This window comes from Bradyrhizobium sp. 6(2017), from assembly GCF_011058295.2.
GTDB lineage: Bacteria > Pseudomonadota > Alphaproteobacteria > Rhizobiales > Xanthobacteraceae > Bradyrhizobium > Bradyrhizobium septentrionale.
On sequence record NZ_CP049289.2, the window covers coordinates 6363626 to 6387008 of the forward strand.

Here is a 23383-nt window from a genome sequence, read left to right on the forward strand (position 1 = left end):
GGCGGGGCTAACCCTGCACGGCTTTGGCGAAATTTGCAAAGAATTCGTCCGCCAGCTTCTTGGCGGCGCCGTTGATCAGGCGTTGGCCGAGCTGGGCGAGCTTGCCGCCGATCTGCGCCTCCACGTTGTAGCTCAGAAGCGTGCCGCCATCCTTGTCGGCAAGGCCGACGGTGGCGCCGCCCTTGGCGAAGCCCGCGACCCCGCCCTCGCCTTCGCCTGATATCTTGTAGCCGTTCGGCGGATCGAGATCGCTCAAGGTGACCTTGCCCTTGAAGCGGGCGGAGACCGGGCCGACCTTCATCTTGGCGGTGGCGCGGAAGCCGCCCTCGTCGGTCTTCTCCAGCTCTTCGCAGCCGGGAATGCAGGCCTTCAACACGTCGGGATCGTTGAGCTTGTCCCACACAGCCTGGCGCGCCGCCGCGAGCTGAACTTCGCCGGTCATTGTCATGGCCATGGGGGACCTCCTCGATCGCTAGAACCTTTTCCCCCAAGTAAAGCAGCCGGGGCGCAAAGGAAAGGGCACCTTCGGAGGATGAGCGATGCATATTCGCACCGCAGCAAGACCCGTCCGCCGTTCACAAAATCGCGCGATCGGCGCTGTCGAAAATGGCGGCAGCGGCGGGGCATTGGCAGGAGCGCGCGACAGTGGTTAGGTCGCGCGCCATGAGCACAGCCCTCTCCCCCCTGCTTGCGCCGATGCTGTCGAGCGCCGCGATGCGCGCGGTGTGCGACGATGCCGCCACCCTGCAAAACATGCTGGATTTCGAGGCCGCGCTGGCCCGCGCCGAGGTGGCCTGCGGCGTGATTCCTGCCGCTGCGGCCGGCCCGATCGCCGCCGCCTGCAAGGCCGAATCATTCGACCTCGCCGAGCTGGCCGACGCCGCGACGCGGTCGGGCAATCTCGCGATCCCGCTGGTGAAGGCCCTGACCGCCAATGTCGCCAGGACGGATGCCGAGGCTGGGCGCTATGTGCATTGGGGCGCGACCAGCCAGGACGTCATCGACACCGCGACGATGCTGAGCTTGCGTGCCGGCATCGATGCGCTGCTGGCCGACCTCGACCGCGCCGTTGCCGGTTTTGCCACCCTGGCGCGCGCCCATCGCAACACCGCGGTGGTGGCGCGGACCTGGTTGCAGCACGCGCTGCCGATGCCGTTCGGACTCAAACTCGCCGAATATTCCGCGGCCCTGCATCGCTCCCGCAAGCGGCTGCAACGGCTGCGCCACGAGACGCTGGCGCTGCAATTCGGCGGTGCCGCCGGCACACTCGCCGCACTCGGCGACAAGGGCCTCGCAGTCGCGACAGGCCTTGCGAAAGAGCTGGACCTGCCCTTGCCGGATGCACCCTGGCACACTCATCGCGACCGCATCGCGGAGGCCGCGTCGGTGTTCGCCATCCTCGCCGGAAGCTGCGGCAAGATCGCGCGCGACGTCTCGCTGATGATGCAGACCGATGTCGGCGAGGCGTTCGAGCCGGCCGGCGCTGGCCGCGGCGGCTCTTCCACCATGCCGCACAAGCGCAATCCGGTCGCCGCCGCGAGCGCGCTGGGCGCCGCGACCATGGCGCCGAACTTCGCCGCCACGATCTTTGCCGCGCAGGTACAGGATCACGAGCGCAGCGCCGGCCCGTGGCATGCGGAATGGCCGACATTGCCTAGCCTGATGCTGGTGACGTCAGGCGCGCTCGCCGCGATCGTCGATCTCGCCGAGGGCCTCGAGGTCGATGCGGCGCGCATGCGGAGCAATCTGGAGACGACCGGCGGGCTGATCATGGCGGAGGCGGTCGCGATGGCGCTGGCCGAGACAATCGGCAAGAGCGATGCCCATCATCTGGTCGAGGCCGCCAGCAAGCAAGCGGTCGCGGATAACAAGCATCTGCGCGACGTGCTGTCGTCAGATGCAAAGGTCACCGCGCATCTCGACACCAAGCGAATCGCAGAACTGTTCGAGCCGATGGCCTATCAGGGCGCCTCGCAAGCGTTGATCGACCGGTTGCTGGCTTCGCTCGACGATAAGTAGCGATGACGTCATTGCCGGGCTTGACCCGGCAATCCATCATCGCAGAAGACTCTTTCTTGATGGATGCGCGGGTCAAGCCCGCGCATGACAAGGGGATGAAATAATGCCGATGATCAACGCCGACGGGTGCCTGCTCAATGTCCAGGTGGACGGCCGCGACGGCGGACCGACCCTGATGCTGTCGAACTCGCTCGGCTGCACGCTGCAGATGTGGGAGCCGCAGATGCCGGCGCTGACGCAGATGTTCCGCGTCATCCGCTACGACCGCCGGGGCCACGGCAAGTCCGGCGTGCCGGCGGGCCCCTACTCCATGGAGCGGTTCGGCCGCGACGTGCTGGCGATTCTCGACGATCTCAACATCGAGAAGGTGCATTGGTGCGGGCTGTCGATGGGCGGCATGGTCGGGCAATGGCTCGGCGCCAACGCGCCTGAAAGATTCGGCAAGATCATCCTCGCCAACACCGCCTGCTACTATCCCGATCCGACCAACTGGCTGAACCGCATCAAGGCGGTGAAGGAAGGCGGCATCGCCGCGGTCGCCGACACCGTGATCGCGGGCTGGCTGACCGCCGATTTCCGCGAGCGCGAGCTCGAGACCACCGCACGGATGAAGGCGATGCTGATAGCCTCGCCGGTCGAAGGCTATCTCGCCTGCTGCGAGGCGCTGTCGACGCTCGACCAGCGCGCACTCTTGCCCAGGATCAAGGGCCCGACGCTCGTGATCGCAGGAAAGCAGGACATGGCGACGCCGGTGTCGGCGGGCGAAATGATCCGCAGCGGCATTCCCGGCGCCAGCATGACGCTGCTCGATGCCGCGCACATCTCCAATGTCGAGCAGTCGCACGCCTTCACCGAAGCCGTGGTCGGCTTCCTGACGCAACGGTAACGACCATCGTCATTCCGGGGCGATGCGAAGCATCGAACCCGGAATCTCGAGATTCCGGGTTCGGTCATACGGACCGCCCCGGAATGACATAGGCTGAGGAGACATCAATGGACGACAATCAACGCCGCGACGACGGCATGGCGCAGCGCCGCAAGGTGCTGGGCAATGAATGGGTCGACAAGTCGATCACAAACCGCAACGCGTTCAACACCGACTTCCAGGACCTGATCACCCGCTATGCGTGGGGCGACATCTGGACCCGCCCGCATTTCGATCACCGCACGCGGCGCGTGCTTGTGATCGGCACCATGGTCGCGCTCGGCCAATGGGATGAATTCCGCCTGCATGTGCGCGCGGCGCTGAGCGAAGGCGGCTTCACCCCCGATGACATCAAGGAGATCCTGCTGCAGCAGGCGATCTATTGCGGCGTGCCCGCGGCCAATCACGCCGTCAAGGAAGCCGGCGCGATCATTGCCGAACTAGGGCTGCTGAAGGGATAGCTCGGTCGCCGGCGCGCCCGCCTCGGCGGCAGGAGCCTCGGCAGTTCGCTTCGGCGAGGTCTCGAACAGCATCACGATCGCGGTGCCGAGCAGCATCAGAAGCTCGGCGGCATGCATGCGCAGCGCTTCGATCTCGCCGACCTTGGATGCCATCATCATGCTGGCGAAGCTCAGCACGCTGCCGAGGCAGAGTGCCACCGCAAGCGCCTCGTCGATGCCGCTGCCGCGGCTCTTGCGGAAGGGTGCAAAGGCGGCCATCGCAAGGAACACCGCGAAGAACGCCACCACGGTGATCCGCGCCAGCGCCAACAGCCATGCGAGCCGCACCGTCGCCATCTTGGCAAGGTGCAGATGGTCGCTCGCATACAGCGCGATCGACACGCTCGGCCGCTCATAGAGGCCGTGGATCGGCGACACCATGATGCTGAAGGCGATGATGGTCCAGACCGGAATGAAATAGGCCGCAAGCAGCGCGCCGTTGAAGGAGCTGATCCGCCAGTTACTCGACATTGCCGCTTCCCGTGGTTCCGACGCCTTATCGGATTGGCGACGGTTCAGCCTGCGAGGTAACGCCGATCAATTGCCGGCGGCAATTTAAACCCTTTGTTTACCTTAACTGGGCTGGGGATTGTCTGGGGACGGCCAAGCCCGTGCCAAAACGGCGCAGAAAGAAGGGCCCCGCCTTCGGCGAGACCGTCAGTGACGCAGTTGCGCGGGGAACACGGGTTCCGGCGTGATCATTGCAAGGCAACGGCGTGTCGGCCCTGTGACATCGGAACCGCCCCCGCCGAAGTAGTTATGTACAAGCCCTTTCGGCGGCAGCCAGCACTGTTGCCGCCGCCGGGGTTCCACTGTTAGAAAATGACACGATGCGACGGATCAGGCTGCCGGGGGCCCTCGCCGCGTCACCCTCGACGTAGCGTTTTCGAGCGAAGTGGGAACCGGTTCGCGTGAAGAAAACGCGTCCAAATCAAAACGAGAGCCCGTTCGGTTCTCAACCGAACAGGCTCTAACGGCAGCGCATGGATTATTTCGCCCAGCAACTGATCAACGGCCTCGTGCTCGGTTCGATCTACGGCCTGATCGCCATCGGCTACACGATGGTCTACGGCATCGTCGGCATGATCAACTTCGCCCATGGCGACATCTTCATGATCGGCGGTTTCATCGCCCTGATCTCCTTCCTGGTGCTGGTGTCGCTCGGCCTCACTGCGATCCCCGTGATCCTGCTGATCGTGCTGCTGGTCTCGATGGCGATCACCGCGCTCTATGGCTGGACCATCGAGCGCATCGCCTATCGTCCCTTGAGGCATTCGTTCCGCCTGGCGCCGATGCTGTCGGCGATCGGCATGTCGTTCGTGCTGACCAACTTCTCGCAGGTGTCGCAGGGCGCGCGGGTGAAGCCGGTGCCGCCGATCATCACCGGCGGCTACACGCTGCACGAAGGCCCGGCCGGCTTTGCCGTGCAGCTCTCCAACGTCCAGATCATGGTCGTGCTCGCCACCATCGTGGTGCTCGCGCTGTTCACCTGGCTGGTCTCGCGCACCCGGCTCGGACGCGACATGCGCGCCTGTGAGCAGGACCAGACCATGGCCGCGCTGCTCGGCGTCGACGTCGACCGCACCATCTCGATGACCTTCGTGATCGGCGCCGCGCTCGCCGCCGTCGCCGGCATGATGTACCTGCTCTATTACGGCCTGGTCGATTTCTTCATGGGCTTCGTCGCCGGCATCAAGGCGTTCACCGCCGCCGTGCTCGGCGGCATCGGCTCGCTGCCGGGCGCGATGCTCGGCGGGCTCGCGATCGGCCTGATCGAGACGATGTGGTCGGCCTATTTCTCGGTGGAGTACAAGGACGTCGCTGCGTTCTCGATCCTGATCGTGGTGCTGATCTTCATGCCGACCGGCCTGCTTGGCCGTCCCGAAGTCGAAAAAGTCTGACAGGCACTTCGTGAGCGCGACCTCAGCCCGCCCATCGCCCGCCGCGCAGCCCTCGGGCAGCGCCTTCATTCTCAAGAAAGCCCTGATCAGCGCCGCCGTCGCGCTGGTGCTGTTCTCGCTGATGATCGGCGTGCGCACCGAGGCCGGACCGCAAGGCGGCCTGATCTACTGGACACGGTTCGGCGACCTCGCCGCCATGGTCGGCACCGTGTTCGGCGGCAGCATCATCGTCGAGCTGCTGCGGCAATGGTGGGGGCCGATCGACAAGGACCGCATCGTGCCGAAACCGGTGCAGAGCGCGATGGCGTTCGCCGGACGATGGCTCGCCCCGGCGCTGCTGGTGTTCGCCTTCCTGGTGCCCGTCATCTTCTACAACCAGCGCTACATTCTCGACCTTTCGATCCTGGTCCTGACCTATGTGATGCTGGGATGGGGATTGAACGTCGTGGTCGGCCTCGCCGGCCTGCTCGATCTCGGCTATGTCGCCTTCTATGCGGTCGGCGCCTATTCCTACGCCCTGCTGGCCACCAATTTCGGATTGTCGTTCTGGGTCTGCCTGCCGCTTGCCGGCATCCTGGCGGCCTTCTGGGGCGTGCTGCTCGGCTTCCCGGTGCTGCGGCTGCGCGGCGATTATCTCGCGATTGTGACGCTCGCCTTCGGCGAGATCATCCGGCTGGTCATCATCAACTGGCAGAGCCTGACCGGCGGCCCCAACGGCGTCTCGGGGATTCCGCGCCCGACCATGTTCGGCATTCCGCTGACGCCGGGCGATGACGGGCTCGCCGCCAGGCTCGGCATCGAGTTCTCGCCGACCCACCGCCTCGTCTTCCTGTTCTATCTGATCCTGGCGATGGCACTGCTCACCAACTGGGTGACGATCCGGCTGCGACGGCTGCCGATCGGCCGCGCCTGGGAGGCGCTGCGCGAGGACGAGGTCGCCTGCCGCGCGCTCGGCATCAACACCACGACCACCAAGCTGACGGCTTTCGCAACGGGAGCGATGTTCGGCGGCCTCGCCGGCGCGTTCTTCGCCACGCGGCAGGGCTTCATCAGTCCCGAATCCTTCACCTTCCAGGAATCGGCGCTGGTGCTGGCGATCGTCGTGCTCGGCGGCATGGGCTCGCAGCTCGGCGTCGCGCTCGCCGCGCTGACCATGATCGGCGGCTTCGAGCTGTTCCGCGGGTTCGATCAATACCGCATGCTGGTGTTCGGCATCGCCATGGTGGTGCTGATGATCTGGCGACCGCGCGGGCTGATCGGCCACCGCGCGCCGACCGTGTTCCTGGAGCGCAACCAGGCGATCTCGTCCGACCTCGTCAAGGAGGGCCACGGATGAGCGCCGACCACATCCTCACCGTCGACCGCCTGATGATGCGCTTCGGCGGCATCGTCGCGGTCAACGAACTCTCCTTCTCGGCCGAGCGGCGCAAGATCACCGCGCTGATCGGGCCGAACGGCGCCGGCAAGACCACCGTGTTCAACTGCATCACCGGTTTCTACCGGCCGAGCGGCGGCACAATCCGCCTCACCCATGACGACGGCCGCACCATCCAGCTCGAGCGGCTGAACGATTTCCGCATCTCCAAGCAGGCCAAGGTGGCGCGCACCTTCCAGAACATCCGGCTGTTTCCCGGCATGACCGCGCTGGAAAACCTGATGGTCGCCCAGCACAACGCGCTGATGCGCGCCTCGGGCCTGACCCTGCTCGGCCTGCTCGGCCTGCCGTCCTGGCGCGAGGCCGAGCAGCGCGCCATCGAACTGGCGCGGACCTGGCTCGACCGCGTCGGGCTGCTCGACCGCGCCGACGATGCCGCGGGCAATTTGCCGTATGGCGACCAGCGGCGGCTCGAGATCGCGCGCGCGATGTGCACCGAGCCTGCGCTGCTCTGCCTCGACGAGCCGGCGGCGGGACTGAACGCGCGCGAGAGCGGCGGGCTCAACGAGCTCCTGCTGTCGATCCGCAACGAACAGGGCACCTCGATCCTCCTGATCGAGCACGACATGTCGGTGGTGATGGAGATCTCCGACCACGTCGTGGTCATGGACTACGGCGTCAAGATCGCCGAGGGCACGCCGCAGGCCGTGCGCGACGACCCCAAGGTGATCGCCGCCTACCTCGGCGCCGACGAGGAAGAGGCGATCGCCGTGATGGAGAGCGGCACGTGAGCGCGGCACCGGCAACCACACCCCTGCTCGCGGTGCGCGGTGTGCGTGCGGCGTACGGCAAGATCGAGGCGCTGAAGGGCGTCGACATCGAGATCAATGCCGGCGAGATCGTCGCGCTGATCGGTGCCAATGGCGCCGGCAAGTCGACGCTAATGATGACGATCTTCGGCCGGCCGCGCGCCCGCGCCGGGCGGATCGAATTCGACGGCCACGACATCACCGGCGTGCCGACCCACGAGATCGCGCGGCTGCGCATCGCGCAATCGCCCGAGGGCCGGCGAATCTTTCCGCGCATGAGCGTCGCGGAAAACCTGCAGATGGGCGCCGATGCCACCGAATGCAGCGACGCCGAACGCGCGGGCGGCCTGGAGCGCGTGTTTGCGCTGTTCCCGCGGCTGAAGGAGCGCGTCGCGCAGCGCGGCGGCACGCTGTCGGGCGGCGAGCAGCAGATGCTGGCGATCGGCCGCGCCCTGATGAGCCGGCCGCGGCTGTTGATGCTGGACGAGCCCTCGCTCGGCCTCGCGCCGCTGATCGCGCGGCAAATCTTCGACGCGATCCGCACGCTGAACCGGCAGGACGGCCTCACCGTGCTGATCGTCGAGCAGAACGCCAACCATGCGCTGAAGCTCGCCCATCGCGGCTATGTCATGGTCAACGGCCTGATCACGCTGGCCGGAACCGGCGCCGAATTGCTGCAGCGCCCGGAAATCCGCGCCGCCTATCTGGAAGGCGGCCGCCGCAGCTAGCGCCGCCCCGAGCAGCAAGATGCGGCGGATGCAGCGTCGATTTGCCTGAAAATTGCCGGTGACTTCGCCGCGAAATCAGCCGAGAATGCCCGCGGTTTTGAGGCCCGGCGTGCCGGGCTCTTCCGCTAGAGGCAACGACCACGAGGGACGTCTCATGAAATCACTGAAGCTGATCGGCCTGGCATTGGGCGCTTCGTTCGCATTATCAGCGAGCGCGTTCGCGCAAGACATCACGATCGCAGTCGCGGGCCCGATGACGGGCTCCGAATCCGCTTTCGGCCGGCAGATGAAGAACGGCGCCGAGCAGGCGGTCGCCGACATCAACGCCGCCGGCGGCGTGCTCGGCAAGAAGCTCGCGCTGGAAACCGACGACGACGCCTGCGATCCGAAGCAGGCGCGCTCGATCGCGGAAAAGATCGGCTCTTCGAAGATCCCGTTCGTGGCCGGCCACTTCTGCTCGTCGTCCTCGATCCCGGCCTCCGAGGCTTATGCCGACGCCAACGTGCTGCAGATCACCCCGGCCTCGACCAACCCGCTGTTCACCGAGCGCAAGCTCTGGAACGTGGCGCGCGTCTGCGGGCGTGACGACCAGCAGGGCATCGTCGCCGCCGAGTACATCGCGAAGGCCTACAAGGGCAAGAACATCGCGATCCTGAACGACAAGACCACCTACGGCAAAGGCCTCGCCGACGAGACCAAGAAGGCGCTCAACAAGGCCGGCATCACCGAGAAGGTCAACGAGTCCTACAACAAGGGCGACAAGGACTTCAACGCGATCGTCTCGCGACTGAAGCGCGACAACATCGATCTGGTCTATGTCGGCGGCTACCATCAGGAAGCCGGCCTGATCCTGCGCCAGATGCGTGACCAGGGCCTGCAGGCGGTGCTGATGGCGGGCGACGCCATGAACGACAAGGAGTTCGCCTCGATCGCCGGCCCGGCCGCTGAAGGCACGCTGTTCACCTTCGGTCCCGACCCGCGCAACAAGCCGACCGCGAAGGCGATCGTCGAGAAGTTCAAGGCCAAGAACATCGATCCCGAAGGCTACACGCTCTACACCTACGCGGCGATGCAGGTCTGGACCCAGGCTGCGGCCAAGGCCAAGACCACCGACGCCAAGAAGGTGATGGAGACCATCAAGGCCGGCGAGTGGGACACCGTGCTCGGCAAGATGGCCTTCGACGCCAAGGGCGACATCAAGGCGATCGACTACGTCGTCTACAAGTGGGACGCCAAGGGCAACTATACCGAGATCAATCCGAAAGGCTCCTGAGCTTCTCGGATCTGATTTGAATCCGAGAACAACGCCCCGGTTCGCCGGGGCGTTTTTTTTGACCTGAGGCCTGCAAGTCTTACCGCAAGTCGCCGCTAGCGCGTGCACCGACGCGGTTGATGCATCCGCGGCGGCTGCTATACCGGATCGATCGGACAGCAGGCGGACGGACCTATCGTGAAAAACCTTCTCACCGATATTGCCGGCGTCAGCGTCGGCCATGCCGACGACGCGGTGATCGCTTCCGGCGTCACCGCCATCCTGTTCGAACGGCCGGCGGTGGCCTCGATCGATGTCCGCGGCGGCGGGCCCGGCACCCGAGAGGACGCCCTCCTTTCGCCCCATAACGTCGTCGAGGCGATCGACGCCATCACGCTGTCGGGCGGCTCCGCGCTCGGGCTCGATGCCGCCGGCGGCGTGCAGGCCTGGCTCGCCGAGCGCGGCCGCGGCTTTCGCGTCCGCGACGCGGCGATCCCGATCGTGCCCGGCGCGATCTGCTTCGATCTGCTCAACGGCGGCAACAAGGCGTGGGGACGCTTTCCGCCCTATCGCGATCTCGGCTACGCGGCGGCGAACGCCGCCTCTGACACCTTCGAGCTCGGCAGCGTCGGCGCCGGCATGGGCGCGACCACCGCCAATCTAAAGGGCGGCCTCGGCTCGGCGTCTGACGTGACCGACGACGGCGTCAAGGTCGCGGCGCTCGCGGTGGTCAACGCGGTCGGCAGCGTGACGGTCGGCGGCGGCCCGTGGTTCTGGGCGGCGCCGTTCGAGATCGACGGCGAGTTCGGCGGGCGCGGCCTGCCGTCCTCGTTCACGCAGGACATGCTGAAGGTGCGGCTGAAAGGCGGCGCGGACGCGACCGCTGCCGAGAACACCACACTGGTCGTGGTCGTGACCGATGCGCAGCTGACCAAGCCGCAGGCGCGGCGCCTTGCGATGATCGCGCAGACCGGCATGGCGCGCGCGATCTATCCGGTGCACGCCCCGCTCGATGGCGATGTGGTGTTTGCCGCCGCGACCGGCGCCAAGCCGATCGATCCGCTGTTCGGGCTGACCAAGCTCGGCGCGATCGCGGCCAACACGGTGGCGCGCGCGATCGCCCGCGGTATCCATTCAGCCACCGCCCTGCCCTTCCCCGGCGCGTTGCCGAGCTGGCGGAACCGGTTCGGTTAGGCGCTGACCGACACGCTCGAGGAAGCCTGCGCGGAGATCGCCTGCGACTGGCGCTGGATCAGCTGCTCGATGAAATTGTAGGACGAGGTCGCGCTGCTGCTGGCGGAGGACGAGGTCGTGCTGCTGGTGCTGGAGGCCGCCGCCGGCGATGTCATCGACACCTTCGAGCCGTCGGCATAGGTCATTGTGGTGGTGGTCGAGCCGTCGCTGTTGGTCACCGACGTCGAGGTTGCGCCGTCGAGCGCCTGCATCAAGGGATCGGAGCTCGATCCGCTGCTGGAGCCGGATCCGTCGGTCGCGCCGCCGGCCGCGTGATGGTGATGATGGCCGCCGCCCTTGTGGCCCTGCAACGCCTGCGACATCTCGTCGAGGCTGACGCTGCCGTCGCCATTGGCATCGAGCTTGGCGAACACGTCGTCGGCCTGTGCGGTGTTGGTGCCGCCGGCGCCGAGCGCATTTTCGAATTCCGTCTTGGTGATCTGGCCGTTGCCGTCGGCATCGATCTGCGAGAACAGGTCCTGCAGCGCGTCCGACCGGCTGGTCGGGGTCGTGCTGGTGGAGGACGTGGTCTGCGACTGGCTCTGCGCGGCGAGCAGCGCGCTCATCGTCTCCGCCGAAATCTGCGTCGAGCCGGAGCCCGATGCGGTGCTGGTACTCGTGCTGGTCGAAGTCGAGGTGCTGGTCGCGGGCGCGAACAGGCCGGTCGACGGACTTCCCGGACTCGTGCTGCCCGTCTGCGTCGTCGATTTCGACGACATCAGCGAGCTCAAAAGATCGAGGGCCGACGATGCAGCCCCAATGGCAAACAGCATGGCAATACTCCAACAAAGCCGCGCATGGCGCGTTCGAACGCTTAATCAGTCGGTGAGCAAGGGGCGTGCCATGGCAAAAACCCAATAAAACCAGGCCTTGGCGCACCGATGCGGGTTCCGCGCACCCGGCAAGAGCTGCCGCCTGGGGCAGATTTTTCCGGCTGGCGAACGCCGACCGCTCGCATTGCCCGCCACGCGTCCGCATGTTAGGCGGGATCACCCGTCGCCCCCTGAAGTCTTTCGGAACTGCGCTATGACTCAGTCATTCACCCCGCGTCCCCTCGTTATCGCGCCGTCGATCCTGGCGTCGGATTTCTCAAAGCTCGGCGAGGAGGTCCGCGCCGTCGACCAGGCCGGCGCCGACTGGATCCATCTCGACGTGATGGACGGGCACTTTGTTCCCAACATCTCGTATGGCCCCGACGTCATCAAGGCGATGCGGCCGCACACCAAGAAGATCTTCGACGCCCATCTGATGATCTCGCCCTGCGACCCCTATCTCGAGGCCTTCGCCAAGGCGGGCTGCGACCACATCACCGTCCATGCCGAGGCCGGCCCGCATCTGCATCGCTCGCTGCAGGCGATCCGCGCGCTGGGCAAGAAGGCCGGCGTCTCGCTCAATCCGGGCACGCCGCCGAGCGCGATCGAATATGTGCTCGACCTGATCGACCTCGTGCTTGTCATGTCGGTCAATCCCGGCTTCGGCGGCCAGGCCTTCATCCGCTCGGCGATCGGCAAGATCTCTGACGTCAGGGCGATGACGGCCGGCCGGCCGATCGACATCGAGGTCGATGGCGGCGTTGCGCCCGACGTCGCGGGTCAGCTCGCCGCCGCCGGCGCCAACGCCTTTGTCGCGGGCTCCGCGGTGTTCAAGGGCGGCACGGTCGAGGCCTACAAGACCAACATCGCCGCGATCCGCAACGCCGCAGCAGCGGCGCGCGGCGAAGCGATCTGATCAGCTGCGGCCGCGACTTCGCTTCACCTCTCCCCATCGGGGAGAGGTCGGATTGCGCCTGGCGATGCGAAGCATCGTCCAATGCAATCCGGGTGAGGGCTCTTGTTCTCTCGATAGACCGTAACTCCTCACCCGATTTGCTGCGCAAATCGACCTCTCCCAAGGGAGAGGTAAGCCTTCGATGCCGTTCCAGCTCAGCCTAATCGCAACGCGATTAGAACAACGCGGGCGGCGTGACCGCGGCATCCGCCGCGTCGTCGCCCGCATCCGTCGCCGGCGCCAGCCGCGACGGCCGCACCACCGTCACAGTGCACGGCGCTTCGGCGGCGACCTTGGCGGAGACGCTGCCGAGCAGCGCGCGCCGCATCGAGGTCTGCCGCGCGCCGATGATGATGTGATCGACCAGATTGACATCAGCGAATTCCAGGATGGCGGCCGCCGGATCGATCGCCTCCAGCACATGCACGGTCAGCCTGTTGTCCTCGAGCCCGAACGGCCGCGCCCAGTGCTGTAGCGCCACCAGGCGGTCGATATGCTTGTTCTGGCCCTGCTCGTCATGGGTGCGGTCGATCGCGAGGCGATTGAGCTTCAGCACGTTGACGCAGGCGAGCCGCGCCGACGGCGACGTCGACAGCACCCGCTCGGCGGTGACCCGGATGGTGTCGTTCAGCGTCTCCGCCCCCTCCCCGAGATCGAGCGCGACGGCAACGATCGGGCTCGAGGCGAGTTGCGCTGCGACATCGGACTTCGGCTGCGGCGGCACCGCGCCGAGATTGAAGCGGCGGCGCCAGACCGTGCTAAGTGGATCGCGGTTCAACCGCTGCGCCCGCGCCGTCAGCTTGACCTGCTCGGGATGGCCGAGATCGAAGGCAAGCTGCGCCGCAGTCGGATTGCGCGCGGCCGGGTCGATCTCGAGACAGCGCAGCACGATCTCCTGCAGCCACGGCGGATAATCGGGCCGGAGCTTGCGCGGCGGCGTGGGATCGCGCCACAGCCGACGGCGCATGCCGCGCAGGCTCTCGGTCTCGCCGAACGGGCGGACGCCGGTGGTGAAGAAATAGAGCAGCACGCCGAGCGAAAACAGGTCGCTGCGCGGATCGTCGCGCACCCCGAGCAAACGCTCCGGCGCCATGTAGGGCGCGGTGCCGTAAGGCAGCCGAAACTCCTCCTGCAGCAGGTCGGGCAGATGGTTGTGATGCGAGAGACCGAAATCGATCAGCACCGCCTCGCCGCGCTCGCGGAACATGATGCTGCTCGGCTTGATGTCGTGATGGATGACGTTCTGCCGGTGCAGGCTGGCGAGTGCGGTCGCGACCTTGACGCCGATCACCCTCGCCTCCTCATACGGCAGCGGCAGATCGCCGAGCCGCTTGTAGAGCGTTTGCCCTGGGATGCGCTCCATCACCACATAGGCTTGGCGCTCGAAGTCGCCGGTGCCGAAACAGGCCGGCACGTGCAGCCCGGACAGCCGCGGCAGGATCATCTGCTCCATCTCGAAGCTGACGATTGCGGCCGGATCCTCGCCCTCCGAGGTGAGCGGCACCTTCATCAGGAGCGGCACGTTGATGCCGGGATGGGTCACGCTCCACAGCGTCGCCATGCCGCCGCGGTGCACGCGCTCGCCGATGGTGAAGCCATCGATCTCGGCGCCCGGCCGCATCATCCGCGCCGCCATGTCAGTCACCGGCCGATCGGCAGACGGTCGGCCAGCCAGTGCGGCAGGCCGCTCGCCTTGATCCGCGCGGAGGCGGTCGCGACGTCGTAGGGCACCCGCAGATAGGTGAGCTCGCGGCTCGCGGTGTCGAACATCGCAAACGCCGCCGCGGGATCACCGTCGCGGGGCTGGCCGACCGAGCCGAGCACCGCGAGCCAGCGCCGCCCGGTCAGCAATTGCACCGGGACGCCCGAGGTCGGGACGAAGCTCGTCATCTTCGCGGTCGACGACATCGAGTAGAGGCCGGGACGATGGATGTGGCCGCAGAAGGTGATCTGCAGCTCGGTCGCCATCATGCTGCGCGCGGCATCCGAGGTGTCGCGGACATAGCGCCACTTCGCGGGGTCGGAGGCTTCCGAGTGCACGTAGAGGTGGTTGTCCTCCTCGCGGCTGATCGGCAGGCCCGCCAGGAAGGCCTTCTGGGAGGCGCTGAGCCGCTCGCGGGTCCAGTCGATGGCGGCCTGCGCATCGGCATTCATGCTGTCGCTCGGGGTGCCGATCGCATTGTCATGATTGCCGCGCACCGCGATCGCGCCGCGGGCCGCGAGGTCCATCACGGTGTCGACGGCCCATTCGGGGTCGGCGCCATAGCCGACGATATCGCCGAGGCAGATCAGCCGCTCGGCGCCGCGCGCACGCGCGGCCTCCAGGCAGGCCGCGAAGGCCTGCCGGTTGGCATGAATATCGGCAAACAGTGCAAGCCGCATTGTTGATCCTCGTCCGATATCAAGCACATGCGGCCCCGGGCTCGCAATCGGGCCGAAGGCATCTGACGTTCAGGGGATATGGGAAGAAGCGCTGGCTAGTGCTTGCAGGCCTGAAGGCCCTTCAGCAGCAAGCTGATCAGGGCGTCGATCCGCGACGGGCATTCGGGCTTGGCCCATTCCTCGGCATGCGCCGGGTGATGGTAGCGGACGGTGGCGTCGAACACGGCACGCGCCGTGGCCTTGACGTCGTCGATCTCGAACACGCCCTGCGCGACGCCGTCGGACAGGATTTTTGCGACCAGATCGACCTGCTTGTCTTTGTAAGACTCAACCACCTCGCGCGCCTCCTGGGCGAGCGCGAGATAGGTCGCAAACATCTCGGGATCGTCGCAGACCTTCTTCTGCTTGATCGCGAACATGGTGCGCAGCCACTGCTCCAGCCGCTCCGGCGCCGGGCCTGAGGCGGCCGCGAGCTTGCAGAGGGGTTCGTTGGCGCGGTCGAGCCAGCGTTTGGCGACCGCGTCGCGGAGCGAGGCTTTGCTGGGGAAATGGCGGTAGACGCTGCCGTGGCTGACATCCAGCGCACGGGCAACGTCGACAACGGTGGCCTTGGCGAGCCCGAAGCGTCTCAAAACATCCTCGGTTGCTTCGAGGATCCGCTCGGGGGTCAAAACCACCGCCTCGGTCATGCGTTTACCGTCTGGTTATCGCTGTCCTGGCCGCGGCTGAACTTGGCGGCCTGGGCGGCCAAGTGGCGGGCGACGCGAAGATTGAGCCACTGTTGAATCTGGGCGGTCAATTGAAAGATTTCTATCGTCATGGAGGTAGTCCTTCGAGGTAGTCAAATTACGAACGGCTCTCCCGGCCAAACGCCGGAACAACCACTGGGCGCCCTCCTCCCTTGGGCTGTTGAGTATATACACCATCCCGCTGACAGATTTCAATATCTGTCAGACAGTATCCTGAGGATGACAGCTATGCGCAGGACGCGCCCGCTGCGGGACATGCTGGTCGGACCTGGGGGCGGACTTGGGGGCAGGAATCGAAAGGGGCCGCTTCACGCAGCGGCCCCTTTGCCGGGAAAAATGGCTTCGGGATAAAATCTAGCCCCGGTTATCCACAGACTACACGGTTCAGGGAATTGAGGAATTCCGGATGATTACTGTCCACCCCGCTGACTGATTATTGGCGATCCCTATTTTTGTGCCACTCCTCCGAATGGTGCGCGTCCGCCTATTGCTGCTCGTCCTTGGCCGGCATCCGGGGCGGCGGCAGTGGCGTAAAGACCGCCCCCTGCGCGCCCGCCGGCGGCGGCACGAAGGTCCCCGTCGTGGAATCGCCGCCCGTGGTCTCCAGGATCGTCTTCGGCGTGATGTACTCCCTGACGAGGTCCATGATGGTGCCGTCGCCGCCGCCGAAATCGGCCGCCCGTCCGCCCTGCGGATGACCAGCCTTGATCTCGTTCTCGGCGGTGTGGGTCTGCTCGGCCAATGCATCGCTGTAGGGAATGCGGAAGGCGCGCGGCACCGCGCTCGGCCGGTTGTCCTCGTCGAGCTCCTCGACCCAGAGATAGATCGAGCCCGGGTCGCCCTCCAGCGAATGCGGCTCCACGATCCGCGAATACAGCAGCTTGAAGTTTGCCGGCAATCTTTCGGCAGACGCCCAGCCGAGCAGGCCGCGCATGCCGCCGAAGCAGACGAAATAGAACGCGCTGGTCACGACGATGACGAACGCCTTCAGCGACCAGTGCAGCCGCGCATAGACCAGCACGATCAAGAGCAGCGCGCCGATCACCGCATAGGCGACCGCAAGCGTGAGGATGATTGACTGCAGGCTATTCACGGCCGATCACCCTGACGCCGGTTTTCGGATCGACATCGGCGCCGTTGCGCCAGCTGCTGCGGAAGGTCTCGAGCAACGATTTCGGCCGCCGGTCGACGTTGATCACCTTGCCTTCGGCATCGAGACGAAACCGCACCGCGGTCTTCTCGTCGCCGGTGTGATCGACGGTCAGCTTGTCGTCGAAGATCACCTGCGCGGTCGGATTGAGCTTCTGCACCTTGACATTGGCCTGCACCGGCTCGCCGGTCGTCGCCACGAAATGCGAGATGTTGACGGTGTATTCGCCGGCGACGATGCCGCGCAGCGTGACGATCTCCTCGCGGATCGGCGAGGCGATCTTCTTGCCGTTGACGATGATGAAATCGTTGGCGCCGCCGCGATCGTCGCGGTCGAGCGTCAGGAAACCGGCCTCGCGATGCCGGTACCAGGCGATGTTGCCGGCCGGGTCCTGTACGAACAGGTCGAGATCGTCAGGATGATTGTCCGGCCAGTCCATCGTGATGATGAACTCGGCCTTGGATTCGATCTTGCCTTCCTTGGAGTCCGGCGACACTGCGAGCAGCGCCAGGAAGAACAGGAAGGCGATCACCTGCAGCGCCTTGAACAGCATGACGCCGAGCGGATCGAACGGCTCCTCACGCGGATAGAGGCCGAACTCATCCATCATGTCGGCGTTCCAAGGCGACGCTCCAGGGCCGGGGTGACGTGCGTCTCGGTCAGCACGACGGCATCGGAAAACACCCGCTGGGTCGCGGAATCGAGCATGTAGTACTGGATCCGGACCAGGATCGATCCGATCAGCCCGGCCAGCGTCGTGTACATCGCGACCGCCATGCCGTCGCTCATCAGGCCCATCGAGGATTTCATCGCGACCTTGTCGGCAGCATCGAGCGAGGCGATCGGCGCCAGCATGATGATGAAGCCGATGATGGTGCCGAGCAGGCCGAGCTTCATCAGCGTGTCGGAGACAAAGGCGCCGAAGCCGTTGGAACCGCGCAGGCGGTCGGCCAGCGTCCGCAGCAGCAGGGTCTGGTCGATGCGGCCTTTGGCTTGGGCCTCGGCCTTCTGCACCAGGCTTTTGATGTGATCGGTGACGAGGCCACCGGGCAGGCCGCGCGCGTCTGACACAAGCGCCCTGGCGCCGTCGGGCGCCGCGAGGATCGCGCGGCAGCCGCGCGCCACCTCGCCTTCCCGCGCGATCGCCCGTGTCCGCCAGAAGCAATGGATGCAGGTGAGGATGTAGAGCACGGCGATGACGCTGGAAATGTAGGTGCGGTCGGACGACACCATCAGGCGGATCAGCCCGTAGCGCCACAGCAGGAAGGCGGCGAACACCGAAAGGCCGGTGAAGATCATCCAGAGCAGCAGGACGCTGCGCTCCGCGGCGTCCGTGCCGGCCGACGCGGCCGCAGCTTCGACCTTGGCATCCATGCTGCGCTCGCTCCCTGTGGCGACTGTTCCATGAGGCTCTGCGGCGGCCTCATTTGCCGTTAGAGCAGAGCCGGCCGGTGCCGTCCAAAGACATCTGCCCAAGTTTCGTCGGGCAAATTTCCCGACCTGCATAGCTTCGCATGCTTGCGATTGGCGGGGAATACCGGTGCTGTTAGCATCACTCTCTCGTTTGAGCATGACCTCCGCGCAAACGCGTTCCGCGTTTGTCGCGAGGGAAACCGGCTCACGCTTTTCCGGATCATGTTCCGGCCGTGGAGTGATCGCATGCGCCTCGTGCTTCAACTGGTCGCCCGCCTGCTCGTCATCGTCGCGCTGTGCCTCGGCGCCGCGACCGTCTGGGCCACGATCGACGCCTATCGCAGCGTCGATCGCGCCACCGTGGCGTCCGCCGAGCGGGTCTCGCAGGCGCTCGAAGCGCTGTATTGGCGCGAATTGCTGCTGCGCAGCAACCGGATGCGCGAACAATTGCTGCCGGCGCCGGACTGGCGCACCATCGAAACCATGGGCCTGATCGCGCCCGGGATCTGCGTGCAATTCGAACCGGCCGGCGCCTTCGAGAAGCCGCTCTGCGGCCAGAGCAAGGGGATCGGCAAGGCGCCGCCGCGCTGGTTCGCAGCCACGGTGCAGACGGTGCTCGGCGATCACGCCACCATCGAGCGGCCGATCAGCGCCCGCACCGCGACCGCGGGAACCGTCCGCGCGACCTCCGATCCGGACGCCGCCACCGCCCTCGCCTGGCAGCACATCCTCGACAACATCCATGTCGCGCTCTTGATGGCGCTCGCCATCGCGCTGCTCGCCTCGCTTGCGATCGCGCACACGCTGGCGCCCGCCCACGCGATCGTGTCAGCGCTGCGGCGCATGGCGGATGGCGAGTACCGCACCCCGCTGCCGCGCGTCCGCTCGATGGATCTCGCGATGATCGGACGCGCCGTCGGCGATCTCGGCGACCGCCTCGCAGAGGCCGAGGAGGAACGCACGGTGCTGACGCGGCGGCTGCTCGAAATCCGCAACGACGAACGCCGCACGCTGGCGCGCGAGCTGCACGACGAGTTCGGCCAGAACCTCACCGCGATCCTGGCCTTCGCCAACACGATCGAGGCAAGCGCCGGGGACAAGTACGCCGCCGGCACCGAAATTGCGCAGGACGCGCGGATGATCTCGCAGGCGACGCGGCGCATCATGGCCTGCCTGCGCGACACGCTGAACCGGTTGCGCCATCCGCCGGCCGAGGAGCTTGGGCTGGAGGCAAGCCTGGTCGATCTGGTTGACAGCTGGCGGTCGCGCGCCGCGACGCAGCCGCTGATCCAGCTCGACATGCAGGGCGACCTTGGCGATATCAGCAGCACGGTCGCGGCCACCGCCTATCGGGTCGCGCAGGAATGCCTGACCAATGCGCTGCGCCACAGCGACGCGCGCGAGATCGTGTTGCGGATCGAGCGGCGGACCGGAACCGAGAATGCGCTGCTGGTGCGGGTCGAGGACGATGGCGGCGGCGATGCCGCCAAGGTGGCGCAGTCGGCGGGCTTCGGCCTCACCGGCGTCAGCGAGCGCGTCGCAGCGCTCGGCGGTTCGCTGTCGATCGCGCGCGCCAGCCGCGGCCTCTCCGTCGCCGCCACAATCCCGCTTGCCGCCTGAGATGACGACCACGAAGACGATAGAAGCGAAGACTAGGGGCATCTCGATCCTCTTGGTCGACGATCACCCTGTCGTCCGCCAGGGCTACCGGCGCGTGCTCGAGCATCAGGACGATTTCCGCGTGGTCGCCGAGGCCGACAACGCCGCCAATGCCTACCGAGAGTTCAAGTCGCACACGCCCGACGTCGTGGTGATGGACATCTCGATGCCGGGCGCCAGCGGGCTGGAAGCGATCCGCAACATCCGCGCCCGCGACGCTGATGCCCGCATCCTCGTCTTCAGCATGCACAGCGAGGCGGCGCAGGTGAAGGCGGCATTCGGCGCCGGCGCCAGCGGCTTCGTCACCAAGGGCAGCGAGCCGGCCGAGCTGATCGCGGCGATCCGCTCGGTGGCGCGCGGCGAGCACGCCATGAGCGACGACGTCGCGCGGGTGCTGGCGCTGGAAAGCCTGGTGCCGACCAGATCCGCGCTCGACCAGCTCGGCGAGCGGGAGATCGAGATCCTCCGGCAGCTCGCGGCCGGCAACACCAAGGAGCAGATCGCGGCCAACCTCAACCTCAGCACCAAGACCGTGCAGAACTACCACTACCTGATCAAGGCCAAGACCGGCCTGCGGACCGACGCCCAGCTGGTCCGCCTCGCCGTCGAGTGCGGCCTGGCGAACCTGTAGCGGGCCGCTCCCTCGCCAGATTCGCTGCGTATCTCCCGCTTGCAGAGGGAGGGAAGGCAGGTCCGTCGCGGCAACCACTTCGCCAGCAGCCGTTTCGGCCCGGTTTTCCCCTCCAAAGGCCCGAACGGGTGGCCTCCTGGGGCCCGATTTGCTAAAGCACGGCGTAAAAAACAATTCGGCCGGGAGCAGCCTTTGCCCCCCGCCCCGCTTCGGAGTTTTCGATGATCCCCCGCTATACCCGCCCGGAAATGGCCTCCATCTGGGAGCCGCAGACGCGTTTCAAGATCTGGTTCGAGATCGAGGCGCATGCCGCGGACGCCCTGGCCGAGCTCGGCGTGATCCCCCGGGAGGCCGCCAGGACGATCTGGGCCAAGGGCAAGGACGCCACCTTTGACGTCGCGCGGATCGACGAGATCGAGCGTGAGACCAAGCACGACGTCATCGCCTTCCTGACCCATCTCGCCGAGATCGTCGGTCCCGAGGCCCGCTTCGTGCACCAGGGCATGACCTCCTCCGACGTGCTCGACACCTGCCTCAACGTCCAGCTCAAGCGCGCCGCCGACCTCTTGATCGCCGATCTCGACCGCGTACTGGCGGCGCTGAAGACCCGCGCCTTCGAGCACAAGATGACGCCGACCATCGGCCGCTCCCACGGCATCCATGCCGAGCCGGTCACCTTCGGCCTCAAGCTCGCCTATGCCCATGCCGAGTTCGCACGCGCCCGCGCCCGCCTGGTCGCCGCGCGCGACGAGATCTCGACCTGCGCAATTTCGGGCGCGGTCGGCACCTTCGCCCAGATCGATCCGCGGGTCGAACAGCACGTTGCGAAGGCGATGGGCCTGCGGCCGGAGCCGGTCTCGACGCAAGTCATCCCGCGCGACCGCCACGCGATGTATTTTGCCACCCTCGGCGTGATCGCCGCCTCGGTCGAGCGGCTCGCGGTGGAGGTGCGCCATCTGCAGCGCACCGAGGTGCTGGAAGCGGAGGAATTCTTCTCCGAGGGCCAGAAGGGCTCCTCGGCGATGCCGCACAAGCGCAACCCGGTGCTGTCGGAAAACCTCTCCGGCCTGTCGCGCATGGTGCGCGCCTATGTGACGCCGGCGCTGGAGAACGTCGCGCTGTGGCACGAGCGCGATATCTCGCATTCCTCGGCCGAGCGCATGATGGGACCCGATGCCACCGTCACGCTCGACTTCGCGCTGGTCCGTCTTGCCGGCCTGATCGAGAAGCTCCTGGTCTATCCGCAGAACATGCAGAAGAACCTCGACCGGCTCGGCGGCCTCGTGCATTCGCAGCGCGTGCTGATCGCGCTGACCCAGAAGGGCGCCAGCCGCGAGGACGCCTACAAATTCGTGCAGCGCAACGCGATGCCGGTGTGGCGCGGCGAAGGCGATTTCCAGACGCTGCTGAAGCAAGACCCCGACGTGAAGAAATACATGACCGATGCCGAGATCGAGGAGAAGTTCGACCTCGGCTATCACCTCAAGCATGTCGACACGATCTTCAGGCGGGTGTTCGGCGAGAGCTGAAGACCTTCTCCGTCATTCCGGGGCACGCGCACCGCGCGTGAAATCTCGCGCCCCAATCTCGAGATTCCGGGTTCGATGCTGCGCATCGCCCCGGAATGACAGTCGCTTTTGCGTGACAAAGCGGCGGGTTACGCTACGCTGACCCCGCCCTACGAATGACAAGAAACGGACGGTCCCCATGCCCATCGTCAACCGCGTTGCCGCCCTCTCGGATGAAATGGCCGCCTGGCGCCATGACTTCCACGAGAACCCTGAACTGCTTTACGAGGTCCACCGCACCGCCGGCATCGTCGCCGACAGACTGCGCGAGTTCGGCTGCGACGAGGTGGTGACGGGGATCGGGCGCACCGGCGTGGTCGGCGTGATCCGCGGCCGCAAGTCCAATTCGGGCAAGACCATCGGGCTGCGCGCCGACATGGACGCGCTGCCGATCGCGGAGGCCTCGGGCGTCGCCTACGCCTCGAAGATTCCCGGCAAGATGCACGCCTGCGGCCATGACGGCCACACCGCGATGCTGCTGGGCGCCGCAAAATATCTCACCGAGACGCGCAATTTCGACGGCACCGCGGTCGTGATCTTCCAGCCCGCCGAGGAAGGCGGCGCCGGCGGCAAGGCAATGGTCGACGACGGGCTGATGACCCGCTGGGGCATCCAGGAGGTCTATGGCCTGCACAACATGCCCGGCCTGCCCGAGGGTTATTTCGCGACCACGCCGGGCCCGATGCTGGCCTCGTCGGACACGCTGAAAATCGTCGTGCACGGCAAGGGCGGCCACGCCGGCGCCGCGCCGCACGAGGCGGTCGACAGCGTGCTGATCGGCGCCCAGATCATCAATGCGCTGCAGTCGATCGTGTCGCGCAATGTCGATCCGCTGAAATCCGCGGTCATCTCGATCACGATGTTCGAAGCCGGCACCGCATTCAACGTGATCCCGGAGACCGTGACGCTGGGCGGCACCGTGCGCACGCTCGATCCGGGAGTGCGCGATCTGGTCGAGCGCCGGATCGGCGAGGTCGCCTCCAGCATCGCCCGCGCCTATGGCGGATCGGCCGAGACCGACTATGGGCGCATGTATCCGGTGACGCTGAACCATGCGCGCGAGGCCGGCGTCGCCGCCGAGGTCGCCCGCGACGTGGTCGGCGCCGACCGCGTCAACGACAATCTGGTGCCGGTGATGGGCGCCGAGGATTTTGCCTTCATGCTGGAGGCGCGCCCCGGCGCGTTCATGTTCCTCGGCATGGGCGATGGCCCGATGTGCCACCACCCGGCCTACAAGTTCAACGACAACATTCTCGGCCACGGCGCGTCCTACTGGGTCCGGCTGGTCGAGAAGCAGATGCCGGCGGGATGAGGTCGCCCGC

At 66.3% G+C, this 23383-nt stretch carries 24 protein-coding genes; 14 read left to right on the forward strand and 10 right to left on the reverse strand.

Features of this window, described 5'->3' with window-relative positions:
* Positions 1–7 precede the first annotated feature (7 nt).
* Positions 8–454 (reverse strand): SRPBCC family protein, encoded by a 447-nt coding sequence (locus G6P99_RS30095; RefSeq protein WP_029081613.1) that lies wholly within the window; start codon positions 452–454, stop codon positions 8–10.
* A gap of 209 nt (positions 455–663) precedes the next feature.
* Here G6P99_RS30095 and G6P99_RS30100 point away from each other — a divergent pair, with 209 nt between their 5' ends.
* The 3 genes from G6P99_RS30100 (at position 664) to G6P99_RS30110 (ending at position 3405) form a co-directional block, all read left to right on the forward strand.
* Positions 664–2019: a 3-carboxy-cis,cis-muconate cycloisomerase gene (locus G6P99_RS30100; protein WP_029081614.1), complete on the forward strand. Its 1356-nt coding sequence runs from the start codon at positions 664–666 to the stop codon at positions 2017–2019.
* 103 nt (positions 2020–2122) lie between these two features.
* Entirely contained in the window at positions 2123–2905 is a 783-nt protein-coding gene (gene pcaD / locus G6P99_RS30105) for a 3-oxoadipate enol-lactonase (RefSeq protein WP_029081615.1), read from the forward strand.
* Positions 2906–3012: 107 nt separating this feature from the next.
* The gene (locus tag G6P99_RS30110) at positions 3013–3405 is read left to right on the forward strand and encodes a carboxymuconolactone decarboxylase family protein (RefSeq protein WP_029081616.1); all 393 of its coding nucleotides are present in this window, start codon (positions 3013–3015) and stop codon (positions 3403–3405) included.
* Here G6P99_RS30110 and G6P99_RS30115 read toward each other — a convergent pair.
* Positions 3385–3915: a hypothetical protein gene (locus tag G6P99_RS30115; RefSeq protein ID WP_029081617.1), complete on the reverse strand. Its 531-nt coding sequence runs from the start codon at positions 3913–3915 to the stop codon at positions 3385–3387. The genes G6P99_RS30110 and G6P99_RS30115 overlap by 21 nt on opposite strands.
* 512 nt (positions 3916–4427) lie before the next feature.
* Between G6P99_RS30115 and G6P99_RS30120 the strand changes: the two genes are divergently transcribed.
* From G6P99_RS30120 to G6P99_RS30145, 6 genes are all read left to right on the forward strand, one after another.
* The gene (locus G6P99_RS30120; RefSeq protein ID WP_029081618.1) at positions 4428–5345 is read left to right on the forward strand and encodes an ABC transporter permease subunit; all 918 of its coding nucleotides are present in this window, start codon (positions 4428–4430) and stop codon (positions 5343–5345) included.
* 10 nt (positions 5346–5355) lie between these two features.
* Positions 5356–6681 (forward strand): high-affinity branched-chain amino acid ABC transporter permease LivM, encoded by a 1326-nt coding sequence (gene livM, locus G6P99_RS30125; protein ID WP_029081619.1) that lies wholly within the window; start codon positions 5356–5358, stop codon positions 6679–6681.
* A complete protein-coding gene (locus tag G6P99_RS30130; protein WP_029081620.1) occupies positions 6678–7511 on the forward strand; it encodes an ABC transporter ATP-binding protein in 834 nt (277 codons plus the stop codon). Before livM ends, G6P99_RS30130 begins: the two co-directional genes overlap by 4 nt.
* The gene (locus G6P99_RS30135; protein WP_029081621.1) at positions 7508–8257 is read left to right on the forward strand and encodes an ABC transporter ATP-binding protein; all 750 of its coding nucleotides are present in this window, start codon (positions 7508–7510) and stop codon (positions 8255–8257) included. Before G6P99_RS30130 ends, G6P99_RS30135 begins: the two co-directional genes overlap by 4 nt.
* Before the next feature lie 154 nt (positions 8258–8411).
* Positions 8412–9530, forward strand: a complete 1119-nt coding sequence (locus G6P99_RS30140; protein WP_029081622.1) for a branched-chain amino acid ABC transporter substrate-binding protein — start codon at positions 8412–8414, stop codon at positions 9528–9530.
* A 177-nt stretch (positions 9531–9707) separates the two neighbouring features.
* Positions 9708–10703, forward strand: a complete 996-nt coding sequence (locus tag G6P99_RS30145; RefSeq protein ID WP_165124430.1) for a P1 family peptidase — start codon at positions 9708–9710, stop codon at positions 10701–10703.
* Here G6P99_RS30145 and G6P99_RS30150 read toward each other — a convergent pair.
* The gene (locus tag G6P99_RS30150) at positions 10700–11515 is read right to left on the reverse strand and encodes an EF-hand domain-containing protein (protein ID WP_029081624.1); all 816 of its coding nucleotides are present in this window, start codon (positions 11513–11515) and stop codon (positions 10700–10702) included. The two genes, G6P99_RS30145 and G6P99_RS30150, sit on opposite strands and share 4 nt — an antisense overlap.
* A gap of 253 nt (positions 11516–11768) precedes the next feature.
* On the opposite strand from G6P99_RS30150, the gene rpe reads away from it, so the two are divergent.
* On the forward strand, positions 11769–12470 hold the full coding sequence (rpe, locus tag G6P99_RS30155) for a ribulose-phosphate 3-epimerase (protein ID WP_029081625.1): 702 nt from the start codon (positions 11769–11771) through the stop codon (positions 12468–12470).
* A gap of 214 nt (positions 12471–12684) precedes the next feature.
* Here rpe and G6P99_RS30160 read toward each other — a convergent pair whose 3' ends face one another.
* The 7 genes from G6P99_RS30160 to G6P99_RS30190 form a co-directional block, all read right to left on the reverse strand.
* Positions 12685–14145, reverse strand: coding sequence for a serine/threonine protein kinase (locus tag G6P99_RS30160; RefSeq protein WP_029081626.1), 1461 nt, complete (start codon positions 14143–14145; stop codon positions 12685–12687).
* A 5-nt stretch (positions 14146–14150) separates the two neighbouring features.
* The gene (locus G6P99_RS30165; RefSeq protein ID WP_165124433.1) at positions 14151–14891 is read right to left on the reverse strand and encodes a metallophosphoesterase family protein; all 741 of its coding nucleotides are present in this window, start codon (positions 14889–14891) and stop codon (positions 14151–14153) included.
* A gap of 95 nt (positions 14892–14986) precedes the next feature.
* On the reverse strand, positions 14987–15580 hold the full coding sequence (locus G6P99_RS30170; protein WP_029081628.1) for a TetR family transcriptional regulator: 594 nt from the start codon (positions 15578–15580) through the stop codon (positions 14987–14989).
* A complete protein-coding gene (locus G6P99_RS30175) occupies positions 15577–15711 on the reverse strand; it encodes a hypothetical protein (protein ID WP_256375171.1) in 135 nt (44 codons plus the stop codon). Before G6P99_RS30175 ends, G6P99_RS30170 begins: the two co-directional genes overlap by 4 nt.
* Positions 15712–16124: 413 nt before the next feature.
* Positions 16125–16733: a hypothetical protein gene (locus tag G6P99_RS30180; RefSeq protein WP_165124436.1), complete on the reverse strand. Its 609-nt coding sequence runs from the start codon at positions 16731–16733 to the stop codon at positions 16125–16127.
* Positions 16726–17400, reverse strand: coding sequence for a hypothetical protein (locus tag G6P99_RS30185; RefSeq protein WP_029081630.1), 675 nt, complete (start codon positions 17398–17400; stop codon positions 16726–16728). The genes G6P99_RS30180 and G6P99_RS30185 overlap by 8 nt, the downstream gene beginning before the upstream one ends.
* Positions 17397–18164: a MotA/TolQ/ExbB proton channel family protein gene (locus G6P99_RS30190; protein WP_165124439.1), complete on the reverse strand. Its 768-nt coding sequence runs from the start codon at positions 18162–18164 to the stop codon at positions 17397–17399. The genes G6P99_RS30185 and G6P99_RS30190 overlap by 4 nt, the downstream gene beginning before the upstream one ends.
* Positions 18165–18449: 285 nt before the next feature.
* On the opposite strand from G6P99_RS30190, the gene G6P99_RS30195 reads away from it, so the two are divergent.
* From G6P99_RS30195 to G6P99_RS30210, 4 genes are all read left to right on the forward strand, one after another.
* Positions 18450–19823 carry a sensor histidine kinase gene (locus G6P99_RS30195; protein WP_029081632.1) on the forward strand — a complete coding sequence of 458 codons (1374 nt, stop codon included), beginning with the start codon at positions 18450–18452 and terminating at the stop codon, positions 19821–19823.
* A gap of 1 nt (position 19824) precedes the next feature.
* On the forward strand, positions 19825–20493 hold the full coding sequence (locus G6P99_RS30200) for a response regulator (protein ID WP_051346334.1): 669 nt from the start codon (positions 19825–19827) through the stop codon (positions 20491–20493).
* Between the two features lie 221 nt (positions 20494–20714).
* Positions 20715–22022, forward strand: coding sequence for an adenylosuccinate lyase (purB, locus tag G6P99_RS30205; protein WP_029081634.1), 1308 nt, complete (start codon positions 20715–20717; stop codon positions 22020–22022).
* A 178-nt stretch (positions 22023–22200) separates the two neighbouring features.
* A complete protein-coding gene (locus G6P99_RS30210; protein ID WP_029081635.1) occupies positions 22201–23373 on the forward strand; it encodes a M20 aminoacylase family protein in 1173 nt (390 codons plus the stop codon).
* Positions 23374–23383: the final 10 nt, after the last annotated feature.